Below are 14,151 nucleotides of genomic sequence, written 5' to 3'. Positions count from 1 at the left end.
GGATGAATACGCTTGATATTGTCATTTCTGACGAAGGAGAAATTGACACAACTGGATGAATATGCTTTAATCTTTGTCATTTCGGCAAAAGAAAATCACACAAGAAACTCCACACCTAATGTCGCCAATCTATACCGAATACCGGATGTGATTTCTCCTTCGTCGAAATGACACAACCGGATGGATATGCTTTAATCTTGATTGTGGTTATGATTGCGAAAGATGGAATATGATTCGAAAAAAAATACCCCCAATTTGTAAAACAAATTGAGGGTAAAATTTAACTATTTAGTTAATACTAAATACCTATTATTTTTTGGTATTTACTGTAACTCTGTCTTATAGGTTTGCAACATAAAAGGCTTAGTTTTTTATACAACGTACAGAGCCACCTACCGCAATCTGTGATGGCAGTTTAAACACCCTGTCACCGGTTACATAAAATAAATTAACCAAAGCAGAACCGGCATCACTAGTCCAATATTGTGCATTATAACCTGTAGCAACCAGACTACCACCTAAGGTAGTACGACCACCTGCAAGTGTCAACTTAAGCGGACTTTTGCTAATATTACCAGAATTTGTAATACCAGCTGCGGCTATCTCATTGTCTAATTCCTGCGATGATGGTATACGGAATCCAGTAGGACAAGGGTTATTTTCTCCATTTATCCCTACCCATAAAGTAAGATCTTTAACAAGGACATTTCCACCTCTCCAAGTTACATCATCTAATATAAATAATGAATTTGGTGCTGTATCAGAATTAGCTCTTGTAGTAGTAGTACCATATACTGGTGTTCCTGTGCCAGAAGATGTCCAGTTTATTAGCTGATGACCATCAGCCTTACGTCCCCACTGAAATAGAGATCCGTATGCTTTATAATCATTAGAGGTTGTTGCCACCTGACCAGCGCCAAGATTTCTATCCATCCAAATTTTTCCGGCAGACCCCGTTACTTCACCTGTTTTTGCTATTGTTTCTCTATCAAAACTACATGCAGGCGTTGTACCTAACGGGAAGCTATTAATACCAATGGCTGTTGGTGTTCCTGATCCATTAAGCACAATATTTTGTGCTCCTGTTCCTGCAAAAGTTCCTGAACCTGCAAAAGTAATACCATTAACAGTACTTGTAATATTATATGTACCCACAGTAGTTACTGTTGCTGTTATGGTTTGTGACACACCATATACCGCTATACCTTGTGTCATTGTACCAAGTACAGCTGCGCTACAACTATACGCTGAAACTACTGCTGTACCTCCAGATGTCGCATTACCCGCTGCATTAGTAGTTCTATTAAAACTACATGAAACACCGCCACCAGTTGCCAATGGGAATGTACTTGTACCACTAACTGTTGGTGTTCCAGTTGCTGTAAGCAAAATATCCTGGTAACCAGCTGCTAAAGTTCCTGATCCTGTAAAAGTAACGCCATTTACTGTATTTGTGCTGATATTGTACGTACCTGCATAAAATACTGTTGCGCTAACTTTTTGTGTTACACCACTTGCAGGAACACCTGCTGTCAATGTACCTGTACCACCAGCTACACCACAAACAAACTCTGAAATTGCGGCTGTACCTCCGGAAGTTGGGTTAACAATTGTTGTTCTATCAAAACTACATGAAGGAGTTGTACTTAATGCGAACGCATTTGAGCCTGCTGCCAACGGAGTTCCTGTTGCAGTAAGTGTGACATTTTGTGTACCTGTTCCTGTAAAAGTTCCTGATCCTGCAAATGTAACGCCATTTGCTGTAGCTGTAATATTATAAGTCCCTACACTTGTTACTGTCGCTGTTATAACTTGTTTTACTTCAAATACCGGAACATTTACTGTCATTGAACCGCCAGAAGCTGTACTGCACGTAAATGCTGAAACTACCGCTGTACCTCCGGAGGTTGCAGAAGTTGGTTTTACAACTGTTGTTCTGTCAAAGTTACATGAAGGGGTTGTACTTAATACAAAATTGTTTGTGCCAACTGCTGTTGGTGTTCCTGTTGCTGTAAGCACTATACTTTGTGAACCGGTTCCTGTAAAAGTTCCTGCTCCTGCAAAAGTAACGCCATTAGCTGTAGTTGTTATATTATAGGTACCTAAGCTTGTTACTGTTGCTGTTACGGTTTGTGTTACACCAAGTACTGCATCACCTTGCGTCAATGTACCGGCAGAAGCTGTACTACAAGTATATGCTGAAACTACCGCTGTACCTCCAGAGGTACCAGAAGTTGGTTTTACAATTGTTGTTCTGTTAAAATTACAGGTTACTGTCGTGCTAAGTCCAAAACTGTTTGTTCCTACTGCTGCCGGTGTTCCGGTTGCTGTAAGCACAATGTTTTGCGCTCCAATTCCTGTAAAAACTCCTGTTCCTGAAAAGGTAACACCATTAGCAGTACTTGTAATGCTATATGTACCTACGGTTGCTACTGTTGCAGTTATGGTTTGTGTTACGCCACTTACGGGCACACCTTCGGTCATTGTACCGGCAGTTGCCGCGCCGCAATTAAACGCCGTCACCACTGCTGAACCTCCGGATGTAGGAGAAAATGTAATTGGCGGAGAGGTACCCTGCCAACACATGTTATACCAGCCTGTGTTTTGGAAAAACTCATAACATTGGTTTACCGTATTATAAATCATTAATCCCACAGCCGGTGAAGCAATTGCATCACGCTGTATTGTACTCATTCGCGGTGCCAAAAACCCGCCCGTAGTCGAGTTGATGTCATAAGCAGCTGAAGGATCATTTGCATCAGCTCCTAAAACCCGTGGGTTATAGTTTAGCTTTTCACCCCGTATACTTGTTATAATCTCTGTTTGTGCAAATACCGTCCCTGAAAGACATAGTAAAAGCATCCCTATTATTTTTTTCATTACTATTAAATTTAATGAATTTCTAATTTTTAGAAATTCAAATCATACTACTTACCCTCAGTCATTACAAATTTGAAGGCACCATTTTATTTATAAACAATTATTTAGTCTATTCTATTTGATACTAAATCTCCTTTTTTAATGCCTGTTCACCATTGGCATTCATGAAATTTTTTATCCCAAAGCGAGTGCTTTTCTGATAAAATATTGCATTTTAAAATTAATATTGTAAGTGTTTCTTCATCTTTGTTCTTTTTTTATTGTTAAAAATTTACTTTATATAATGCTGATTTTTAATAAATCACAGTTATTAATAATTTATACCCACCAAATTGTGCAGCATTTGCGTGACCAACAGGCATAATTATCCTCTAAAAAAAATATATGATATATTTTTTTTCAGAACATAATGGCCCGGTCTTCCATTGCCTTTATTGACTTACTATTTAGCTTGTGGTATTTGGTTTTATCATATCAGAAACAACACTGGTACGATCACTATTTTAACTTGCAGATGTAATCATAGCAGTAGCCAAACCATCTTTTATAATCTTTGGTATATCTTGATTATAACTTGGTTTTGTTTTTATATTTTTGTTTTTGCTATGGGTTGTATCAAATTTCAGGACAAATATAGCGTAAAATCTTACACATAAGCAAACTTTAACGTAAAAAATTACATTATATTTATGGGTGCGACCGAAAGAGTCAAAGAATACCTTATTTTTAAAGGAATCAGCAAGTATAAATTCTGCCAGTTGTTAGGGTTTTCCAATAAATTTTTGGATAATAGCGAAAATATGGGAACGGACAAGGCATGTAAAATTTTACACCATTTTCCTGACATAAATGCCGAATGGCTTTTAACCGGAAACGGAAATATGGTAAAAACAGATCATGAAAACGACGAAAATCGCACAAAACAGAAATTTGTAACGGATACAAAATTAAAAGATCAGAATATTCCTGTTTACGATGTACGAACTGCTGACGAAATAATCGATTTATTTTTGACTGAAGAAAATCAAACTTCTATAGGTTACATTAATACACCCAAACTCGTAAAATGCGACGGTGCTTTGTATATTATTGGGGATAGTATGTATCCTTTATTAAAAAACGGGGATATTGCTATATATAAAAAGGTCCTTAATCACCAACAAAACATTATTTGGGGAGAAATGTATCTTATTTGTGTAATTAATGATGGCAATGAATCTTTCTTTATCAGATATTTAAAACCATCAGAACAAGAAGGTTACGTGCAATTTATATCTCAAAATACGCAGCATCCCACCATCGAATTTCCTATTACCAGTATTAAAGCGCTTGCTTTAGTTAAGGCATCAATTAGAATTAACTCTTTGCTTTAAGCAAAATATTAAGTTTTCTCTAATCTTTAATGTCGCCAATCTATGCCGAATACTGGATGTGATTTCTCCTCTGTCGAAATGACACAACCGGATGAATACGCTTTATCTTGTCAATTTCGACGAAGGAGAAATCACACAAGAAACTCCGCAATTAATGTCGCCAATTTATGCCGAATACTGGGATGTGATTTCTTTAGAATTATGTTGTCAGGTGAGCGAAGCGGAAGCCAATTGGGACGCCCCTTCGACTTCGCTCAGGGTGACAATTGTTGTGTGTGTACTTTGTCAAAGTTTTCAACTTTGACAAAGATCTGACCGATTAAACCTGAAGCATTAAAACCTTAAGCTTTAAAACTTGAAACAAAGAAAACCTGAAACAAAAGAAACTTTATGTTAGTTTCCTGCGTAGATTCCTCGTTCCTGGGAAGGACAAGATTGGTCAGGACATATTGTGCTTATTTCAAAATCTGCGCAGCGTGTTCTTTGGTTTTTACTTGTGAAATAACCTCATCGATTATTCCGTTTTCATCGATTACAAAAGTGGTTCTATGGATTCCGTCATATTCTTTTCCCATGAACTTTTTAGGACCCCAAATTCCAAATGCATTTATTACCGCTTTATCTTCGTCGGCTAATAATGGGAAAGGTAATTCGTATTTATCTTTGAATTTTAATTGTGCTTTCTGACTGTCTGCGCTTACGCCAAGAAGTTCATAATTATTCGCTTTAAAACGTTCAAAATTATCTCGCAAATCACAGGCTTCTGCTGTACAACCTGGTGTACTTGCTTTTGGATAAAAGAAAACTACTAATTTTTTTCCTTTGTAATCTGCTAATTGGTGTGTTTTTCCGTCCTGATCTACGCCTGAGAAATTTGGAGCTTTATCTCCTTTTTGTAATGTTGTCATATTAAATTTTAGATTTTAGATTTTAGATTTTAGATTTTAGATTTTTGGATTGCACATAAAAATCACGCTTACAATTCACAACTCATAATTCATAATTCATAACTCACAATTCATAATTCATAACTCATAACTCATAATTCACAATTATTAAGCTGAATGAGGAGTTGAAACAGAAAGCTGGATTAGGCTCACTATTAAATTTATGCTATTTTTACGACTCTAAAAATACGGAAATGAATAAAGAAGCTCGCGTACAATTTGTTATAAATACGTTAAAAGAACTCTACCCTACTATACCCATTCCATTAGATCATAAAGACCCTTATACGTTACTGATTGCGGTTTTGCTTTCGGCTCAATGTACAGATGTGCGTGTGAATAAAATTACGCCGTTACTTTTTGCGAAGGCTGATAATCCGTATGATATGATTAAAATGTCTGTGGAGGAAATCAAGGAAATTATTCGCCCTTGCGGTTTATCGCCTATGAAATCGAAAGGAATTTATGGTTTATCGCATATTTTAATTGATAAATACGACGGGAAAGTGCCGCAGAGTTTTGAAGCTCTTGAGTCTTTGCCGGCTGTTGGTCATAAAACTGCGAGTGTTGTAATGTCACAGGCTTTTGGCGTTCCTGCTTTTCCTGTTGATACTCATATTCACAGATTGATGCATAGATGGAATCTTTCGAACGGCAAAAATGTGGTGCAGACTGAAAAAGACGCTAAAAGACTGTTTCCCATAGAAATATGGAATGATCTGCATTTACAAATTATCTGGTATGGACGTGAATATTCGCCTGCAAGAGGCTGGAATTTAGAGAAAGATATTATTACGAGAACCGTTGGTAAACGATCTTTAATAGAAGAAGCTGCTAAAAAGAAAATTTAGCAGCTTCGTTCTCATTTTATATTCTGATATTTTTTTACATACTGCTTTTCAAGGCATTGTATTCATTTGTCATGTTGAGCGTTCTGTAAATCCCTAATAGTGATTTAGTTGCGCTTTCGTTTTTGGGTTCTATTGTCAATGCTTTTTTAAGATACGGAATAGTGCTTTTTATAATTTCGTCTTTTTGGGCATCTAATACATCATATTGCTTCATTTCGGCTGGACTATTGCCTAAATCCGCCATTTTATTTACTATTTGCTTTTTTTGCTCTATTTTAACGTAAACAATATTAATGTAACAATCCATACATTTTTCGTTTGTCTGCAATCCTTCTTCATAATATTTTTCAGCACTGCAATAATCATTGCTCTCTAAAAAAGCATATCCTAATGAAGTCAGAATTTCTTCTTTTTTTGAAGGCGGAAACACGTTTCTTGGCTTTTCATATAATCCTTCCTTAACACTTATTTCTCTGGCACTAATGGAAGTAAAAGCTTCTTCTTCTTTTGTCTTTTTGTTTGTTGCATAAAAAATCATCCCTTTTCCGGTATAATTTATTTTTTTAAGCAGCTCAAAATATTTGATTGACGAAACATAGTCTTTAGCTGATAATGAAGAAGATGCAGCATTGTAAAGATTTAAAGTGTCTTTTTTGTCAAACAAGTAAACTTCGTAACTTTTATCTGCGCTTTCTTTGAATTTTCCTGCTTTATAATCGCTGTAAGCTCCATCTACTAATTTAGATTTCATTTCTTTTAATGCAGAACTTGCTTTGAAGGCAAATTTATAAACGCGGGATTCATTTTCATACAAAAGTACATCCTGATAGGCGCTGGCCGCAAGGGAAAAATTTGCAGCTGCATCTATGTTTTTGGCTGCCAGATCTTTACAGACATTTCCTTTTGTAAAAAAATATTCAATTTTTACATCATCCGGAGCATTTATAACCTGGTAATCAATTTTTTTCAAAATTGCTAATGCTTCCTGATTTTTTCCTTTTGCATAATTAGCCTGTGCTTCTTTTAGCTCTTCTTTTTGAGCAAATGCAGTCATATTTAGCAATAACAGGAATGATACTATTTTTAAGTGATTTTTCATTTTGGTGTAGTTTGGTTGTTAAATATATTCTTATGGTTAAAAAGAAAAGATTTGTTCGCAAATAGTATGTATTTGAACGAAAATAAATCTTTGTTTTAATATGTTTTTAGAAAACATTAAAACAAACAACAAACAAAACAAATTTAGTGTAGTTTTTCTTCATAAATTATTTGGCTTTTGGTTAAACATTTGCTCTCTAATACTCCTTATCCTTGTGTATTTCAATTAATTGAAAGGTTTTTAATACAGAAAACTGCTTTAAATCGTAGTTTTATTGAATTAAAAATTACTTTTTAACCAAAATAAAACTAAATATTGAATAAATAAACAAAAATCACATAAAAGATGAAATTTTAACAAAACCACTATTGAAATAACTAGAAAAAGTAGTGTATTCTAATCATTAAATTTATAAAAACAACTCAATAACAACATATTATATATTGGCAGAATAACATAAAAAAGTATAAACAAAAAAAAATCACTACCTGTATTTGCATACAAATAGTGAGCTTTCAACCAAAACGACCATTTGGTTTTTCTTTCGAAATAAACATCCGACAAATGTAGTGGGCTGTTTAATTAGCTATAATTTCAAAACTTTTTCCTTCAATTTTCACAATCGTTAAGGCTTGTGAGTAATTTAGTAAAAAAGAAACTACTTCTTTTTTAGGTTTTAAATCTTTAGAAGCTAATGCCTTTTTAGAGTAAATTTTCGCCATACTATCAAAATGTTTTATAATAGTATAACGGGCTATTTATCAAAATAGTATTAGTTGGTTAAAATAATTTGATGCTTGTCAATTATTTTTCTTAAATTCATAAGGGCATATCTCATTCTTCCTAATGCTGTATTGATGCTAACTCCCGTTAGTTCAGATATTTCCTTAAAACTCATATCCTGATACATACGCATTACTAAAACTTCTTTTTGATCTGACGGAAGTTCTTCAATGATTTTTTTCAGGTCAACTTCAACCTGATCAAAGATCATTTTGTTTTCTATGGTTAATGAATCATCTGACATTACTGAAAAAATCGAAAATTCTTCGGTTTCTCTGTACATTGGCATTTTTTTGGTTTTACGAAAGTGATCCACAATTAAATTGTGAGATATACGCATTACCCAAGGCAAAAATTTACCTTCTTCATTATAGGAATTGCTTTTTAAGGTTTTAATTACCTTAATGAAAGTGTCTTGAAAAATATCGTTTGAAATATCTCTATCAGCTATCTTAGAATATATAAATCCATATATCTTAGACTCGTGTCTCTTTATCAATGTCGCAAGGGCATTTTCATTGCCATCGACATAATTTTTCACTAATAGAGCGTCTGGAATATGCAGATCAGCCATAATACTACTTTTTTTTAGTTCTGTTTTAAAATTTGGAGTAATTTTTTCTAAAAGTAGTTTTATTGTATAGGCGTATCTTTGATTTTAGGTATGTTAATATTCTGACCAAATTTAACAAATATTTATTTTAAAAAGCAAACTAAATGAAGAATATTTAACAATAAAAAGTTAATTTTTGCAGTACGGCTTTATTTACGCGCTTTTATTCACAAAAAATGACGAAAAAGCATCTTTGTTTTCGATCAAAAAATAAGACGTAAATTACTTACAATTAAACAGTTAAGCAATTTATATCTTATTATATTTCTTTTTTATATACTATTGGTACACACGTACATAATCTACGTAAAACTTTTGTGGAAGGATGGTATCATCTACTTCAGGGCCTCCGAAATTTCCTCCTATTGCTAAATTTACAATAATATAAAACGGTTTATCAAATGGCCAGGTATCTTCGTTTTTAACTTCAGGATTAAAGGTGTAAACTAGTGTTTTATCAACAAAAAAATCCATTTTATCTTTTGTCCATTCTATTGCATATACATGATATCCTTCTTCAATATTTGCAAAAGCGGTTTTTTTTGTATTGATTGTATTTCCGTGGCTGTCCTGCGTATGTAAGGTTGTATATACCATATGCGGATCTCGCCCAATGTATTCTAATATATCAATTTCGCCTGTTTTTGGCCATTTTACAGTATCAATATTTGCTCCCAGCATCCAGAATGCCGGCCATAAACCATGACCAACAGGTAATTTTGCCCTTGCTTCGATTCGTCCGTATTTAAATTCTTTTTTGCCTTTTGTGGTAATTTTGGTCGATGTGTATTTATTGCCTTCTTTTCTGGCTTCGATTATTAAATTTCCATCCTTAATTTCGTGGTTTGTTTTGGTATAAATCTGTCTTTCATTGTTTCCGTAACCGCATAAATCCGGACAGCCATCGCCAAGTTCAAAATTCCAAACGGTTTCATTTATCTCTTTTTTATTGAAAGTTTCTTCCCAGACAAGCTTTCGTTTTACTTGTTGCGCAAAACTAAAACAGGTAATCATTAATAATACAATTACTTTTTTCATATCATTTTTTAAATTTAATAAAATAAGAAGGTCAGCCTTAAACTGACCTTCTCAATTCATTCTACTAATTAATTATAATCTATTGATATACTCTTATATAATCAATCTCCATTGAAGATTGTGTAAAAGCAGGATCAATATTACCGCCAAGATTTCCTCCCATTGCTACATTCAAAATTAAGAAAAAGTCACTATTGAAAGGCAATGAACCGTCGTTAGGAACAGAATGAATTAAAACATCGTCGGCAAAAATTTGTACTGATGCCGGACTCCAGACTGTTTTATAAACATGAAATTCTGTTGAAACATTAGGAACCGTTTTAGAACCTGTATTTCCATTTCCGCCTGAATGTCCGGGATAATGCAGCGTACTCAAAATGACATCCTGATTTTTACCCACATGTTCCATAATATCTATTTCACCACAGGCTGGCCACGGTTTTGTTGCATAATTTTGCCCCAACATCCAGATTGCGGGCCACGTTCCTACGCCAAGCGGTAGTTTAGCTTTTATCTCTACTTTACCATAAGTAAAACTAAATTTACCATCTGATTTTAATCGTGCCGAAGAATAATCTGCTCCGTTTGAAGTTTCTTTTTTAGCGGTGATTTTTAAGCTTCCGCCTTGTACAATTACGTTTGTTGCTGAATTGGTATAATTTTGTTTTTCATTATTTCCCCAGCCGTTGTCTCCTTTTCCTAAATCATAGACCCATTTTGTAGCATCCGGAGCTCCATCTGTGTTAAACTCATCAGACCAAACTAATTTTGTAAAATCAGCCGGTGGAGTCTGAGACGGTTTTGTTGTGGTAAATATATGATACCATGCTAATGCCGGATTTCCTCCCATAACGGCTCTCACAACCATTCTGTTTGCTGTAATTGACAAAATCTCATAAGAACTCTGACCTATATAATAACCCATAAATCCGTTATCAGAGAAATTCATTGTTGTACCTCTGGTTTGTGTAGCATGATTTGGGTTTGCCATTACAAAAGATTCTGAAGGACTTAACGAAACTGTTTTTTTAGCTCCGGTATTATAGGTCAAACAGGCATCATCTGGCGAACTTCCTCCGGCAACACTTGCAAAAGAGGCATTAAAAAATGTTGCTCCTCCATTATTTAATTCAAACTTCAATTGATCTCCGTCTAATGAAAAAGTCAATTCATTATCATATAAACAGCTGCTTGCCGGTGATGCCGCTTTTTCAAAAACTCCAGCTGAATAATAGTTTGGAAAATAATTTTTAGTAGCATCTGAGTCATTTTGCCCAACTCCTAAATGTCCTGGTTCTGAGGCCGAAAAATACCATTTTTTAGATGATCCTCCGGTTAAAAGTGTCACTGCTTCATCATCTCTAAAGTTACTTATTACTGTAACTTCGGCTGTAATGTTGGTCGCTACTCCGCCTTTTCCTGACGCAACTACTGTAACAGTATAGGTATTTAATCCTGTTTTTGTAAAACGTTTAGTGAATATTCCGCTTGGAGCATTTTCTGAAGTTCCGTCGCTAAACGCATATTTATATGAAATAGCATTATCTCCTGTGGTTGTAAATTTGACCATTCCAGATCCGTCTCCGTTAGGAGCAGCGGCGGTTTTCCCGATGATTTCAGCTGTGATTTTCAAATTCGTTGGCGCTGATAAATCTCCAAAAGAATAATCCTCATTTTGACAACTTATCGCAAATAACATTGCAAAAAGTAGTACGAAGTATTTATTATATTTTTTCATTTTGTTCGTTTTTATAAAATGTAAATTCATTTTAATCTATAAAGGTTTGGTTTCTATTTATGAAAATAAACGTTATCAATATAGACTGTATTTGCTCCGGTAGGATTTGCTGAATAAATAAGCTGTGCAATGTGAGCTCGTGTTGTTAATCCTGTAAAATCGCTTAACGGAATATCTAAACTTACCCATGTTCCTTTTGCAGGTGCGGTAATGATAACTTCATGTTCTTTATCATCTCCTCCTCCATTATAAACTCCGTTAGCACCAAAATCTACTAATTTAATTCGGAATTCTGTAAAGTCAGCTGACCATACATCTACATGAAAATGGGTCATTCCTGATGCATCAATTGTTGCAGTGGGTTCAATACCTACAAAGTTTAAATTTGAGTATTTTTTTACTGCATTTCCTGCTACAGCTGTTTCTTCAAGTGTTGCAGCTGACCAATCTGTGCGCCAAGTTGCTACAGGCACATTTTTATAAGCATCACTGAACATTGAAATAACATCTGTCGCTGCTTTTACAGGCGTTGGCGCGGCAGTACTTAATGCTTCTCCGTTTTTATAGAAATAAATATTATCTATATATATGTTTTTTCCTGACGGAGTTCCAACTAATTTTAATTGGAAAATATCCGCTACCGTAAATCCGTCCTGACTTGTAAATGCCGAAATTGGAATATCAATACTTGTCCATTGATTTGCGGTCAGATCTTTTGATACTGCTCTTTCTCCATTGATTTTAGTACTGCTAATCAGGAATATATCCAGTTTTGGCAAATCTGCTGTCCAGACATCCATGTGAATATAATCCATAGCGGTAACATTTGCTTTTACACCATCTGCAAATGCAATTCCTTCATAATTTAAATTAGTATAGTTCAGCATTTTATCTTCATTTAATTTAAATTCAGAATAACCTGTTGATTGCGACCAATTTGGAAAGAAATCTGTCCCTGCTAAATCTGTATATTTTGAACTGTAAACAGAAATCACATTTCCAGCCGGTCTGTTAGGCGGTGTTGGTGCCGAAGCTGTTGGATTCAGAATTAATTTTGCCGTAAAATCTATTTTGTATTCTGTGGTTTTTATGGCGGCACTTTTTGATACTACACGAATGCTGTAAACGCCCGGTTCTTTATATGTATATGAAACCGATTCGCCATTGTTTGCCGTGATTGGTTCGGGTTTTCCGGTTTCTCCAAAGTAAACATCATAAAACAATGCAAAATCAGCAGTTGCTTTTAGGGTTACTTTATTAGATATAGAAACATCATTTGCAATTTCAACTTTTAAATTTGCCGGAGCTTTAAATGAAACCATTACTTCTTTAGTAATCTGAGTTGTTTCTCCGGTAATTCCCATTGCGATAATTTTCGACTGGTAAACCCCTTCTTTATAAGTGTGTGTTGTGGTTGTTCCTGATGCAAAATAATCTGAATCCGGCGTTCCGTCTCCATAATTTATTTTGTATTGCGTAACACCTTCACCCGTTGGCGTAAAAGTTACCTTACCGGTATTATCTTGTGTTACGGTGGTCAAAGCTGCTATATTTGCCGGTGCACTAAGACCATCCAAATTAACATTGCTGTCATCGCTTTCACAACCCGAAAGCAGTGCTAAAACGAAAAGACTTATTATAAAATGTATTTTTTTCATGATAGTATTTTTTTAATATCCAGGATTTTGTTGCCAGTTTCCGTTTGCGAATTGAATTTCTTCAATTGGTAATGGAAATAATTCGTTTTTGTTTGCTTTAAAACCCGGAATTTTGCCCTCTGCTTTTCCTGTTCTTACCAAATCAAAGAAACGATGTCCTTCTCCAAAAAGTTCTACTCTTCTTTCAGTCAAAATAAAATCTGTTAATGCTGCTCCGGAAGCTGCAATATCATGGTTTGAATCGCCAAAAGCACGTCTGCGAACCAGATTTAAATAGGTTCTTGCTTTTGTATCATCGATTGCTCCGCGATTGTAAGCTTCTGCCGCCATTAATAAAACATCGGCGTAACGTATTGCTCTGTAATTATTAGGGTTTGTCAGGTTTAAATCTCCCTGAGCTTCGGCGCTTCTTTTTCTCGGAAGGTATTTGCGATTAAAATAACCTGTGTCTTCATTTCCTTTTCCGTAACTAACACCTTTTCCTCCGTCAAATGAAGTATTGGCAGCAGCAAAAGCAGCGATATCAAGTATGGCAACATCTTTACGTTTGTCACCAACTTCAAAAGCATCGGCACTTTCTTTGGTTGGAATATTAAAGCTAAATCCTGACGAAAAAAGTGGTCCTGAAAAATTTCTTATTCCGCTAAAACCAACGGCTACGTTTCCTTCACTACATTGTAAACAAGTAAATCCTGCACCTTCAACATCTGTATATTGTACTTCAAAAACAGATTCTGTTCCGTTTTCTCCCGCTAATTCAAACATTGCATTATAATCTGTCTGCAAAGTATATTTACCTGAATTTATAACCGCGTCAAGAGAACTTGCAGCTTGTACGTATTTATTTTGATACAAATATGCTTTTCCTAATAATGCCTGAGCAGCGCCTTTAGTTACTCGGCCTTTTTGAGATGCAGTTGGAGATAAATTTGCAACAGCAAAGGTTAAATCAGCTTCAATTGAAGCGTATACATCCTGAACTGATGAACGTGGTATTGTTTTTTCATCTCCAATTTTAAACCTGGCATCTCCTTTCATCGGGATTCCACCAAACCATTTCACTAACTCAAACTGGTAATATGCTCTCAGAAAACGTGTTTCTGCAATTAGCTGGTTTTTTCCCTCAAAATCTGTTTTATTCTGAAATTCAAGAATATAATTAGCTCTTTGA

Annotated in this window: 12 protein-coding genes; 3 read left to right on the top strand and 9 right to left on the bottom strand. The window is 35.0% G+C overall.

The window, feature by feature from the left end:
• Positions 1 to 363: 363 nt before the first annotated feature.
• Positions 364 to 2,880, bottom strand: coding sequence for a beta strand repeat-containing protein (locus tag ACHZDT_RS21255; RefSeq protein ID WP_394776706.1), 2,517 nt, complete (start codon positions 2,878 to 2,880; stop codon positions 364 to 366).
• A gap of 689 nt (positions 2,881 to 3,569) precedes the next feature.
• Between ACHZDT_RS21255 and ACHZDT_RS21250 the strand changes: the two genes are divergently transcribed.
• Positions 3,570 to 4,253: a helix-turn-helix transcriptional regulator gene (locus ACHZDT_RS21250; RefSeq protein ID WP_394776705.1), complete on the top strand. Its 684-nt coding sequence runs from the start codon at positions 3,570 to 3,572 to the stop codon at positions 4,251 to 4,253.
• 91 nt (positions 4,254 to 4,344) lie between these two features.
• A complete protein-coding gene (locus ACHZDT_RS21245) occupies positions 4,345 to 4,557 on the top strand; it encodes a hypothetical protein (RefSeq protein WP_394776704.1) in 213 nt (70 codons plus the stop codon).
• 151 nt (positions 4,558 to 4,708) lie between these two features.
• Here the strand turns inward: ACHZDT_RS21245 and bcp are convergent, their stop codons facing one another.
• Positions 4,709 to 5,161 (bottom strand): thioredoxin-dependent thiol peroxidase, encoded by a 453-nt coding sequence (gene bcp / locus ACHZDT_RS21240; RefSeq protein WP_394776703.1) that lies wholly within the window; start codon positions 5,159 to 5,161, stop codon positions 4,709 to 4,711.
• A gap of 233 nt (positions 5,162 to 5,394) precedes the next feature.
• Here bcp and nth point away from each other — a divergent pair, with 233 nt between their 5' ends.
• Positions 5,395 to 6,051, top strand: a complete 657-nt coding sequence (gene nth / locus ACHZDT_RS21235; RefSeq protein ID WP_394776702.1) for an endonuclease III domain-containing protein — start codon at positions 5,395 to 5,397, stop codon at positions 6,049 to 6,051.
• A 34-nt stretch (positions 6,052 to 6,085) separates the two neighbouring features.
• Here nth and ACHZDT_RS21230 read toward each other — a convergent pair whose 3' ends face one another.
• The 7 genes from ACHZDT_RS21230 to ACHZDT_RS21200 all read right to left on the bottom strand — a co-directional run.
• A complete protein-coding gene (locus ACHZDT_RS21230) occupies positions 6,086 to 7,150 on the bottom strand; it encodes a hypothetical protein (RefSeq protein WP_394776701.1) in 1,065 nt (354 codons plus the stop codon).
• A 578-nt stretch (positions 7,151 to 7,728) separates the two neighbouring features.
• Entirely contained in the window at positions 7,729 to 7,872 is a 144-nt protein-coding gene (locus tag ACHZDT_RS21225) for a hypothetical protein (protein WP_394776700.1), read from the bottom strand.
• 50 nt (positions 7,873 to 7,922) lie between these two features.
• Positions 7,923 to 8,507 (bottom strand): RNA polymerase sigma factor, encoded by a 585-nt coding sequence (locus ACHZDT_RS21220; RefSeq protein WP_394776699.1) that lies wholly within the window; start codon positions 8,505 to 8,507, stop codon positions 7,923 to 7,925.
• A gap of 318 nt (positions 8,508 to 8,825) precedes the next feature.
• Positions 8,826 to 9,584, bottom strand: a complete 759-nt coding sequence (locus ACHZDT_RS21215) for a family 16 glycosylhydrolase (RefSeq protein WP_394776698.1) — start codon at positions 9,582 to 9,584, stop codon at positions 8,826 to 8,828.
• A 79-nt stretch (positions 9,585 to 9,663) separates the two neighbouring features.
• Positions 9,664 to 11,322: a family 16 glycosylhydrolase gene (locus ACHZDT_RS21210; protein ID WP_394776697.1), complete on the bottom strand. Its 1,659-nt coding sequence runs from the start codon at positions 11,320 to 11,322 to the stop codon at positions 9,664 to 9,666.
• A 53-nt stretch (positions 11,323 to 11,375) separates the two neighbouring features.
• Positions 11,376 to 12,980, bottom strand: coding sequence for a hypothetical protein (locus ACHZDT_RS21205; RefSeq protein WP_394776696.1), 1,605 nt, complete (start codon positions 12,978 to 12,980; stop codon positions 11,376 to 11,378).
• A 12-nt stretch (positions 12,981 to 12,992) separates the two neighbouring features.
• Positions 12,993 to 14,151, bottom strand: a 1,159-nt coding sequence (locus ACHZDT_RS21200) for a RagB/SusD family nutrient uptake outer membrane protein (RefSeq protein ID WP_394776695.1), incomplete at its 5' end; no start/stop codon positions are given.

It is taken from the genome of Flavobacterium sp. (genome assembly GCF_043722275.1).
Taxonomy (GTDB): Bacteria; Bacteroidota; Bacteroidia; order Flavobacteriales; family Flavobacteriaceae; genus Flavobacterium.
Note: the sequence above shows the minus strand (reverse complement) of the source record. Positions and strands in the feature narration are given on the sequence as shown.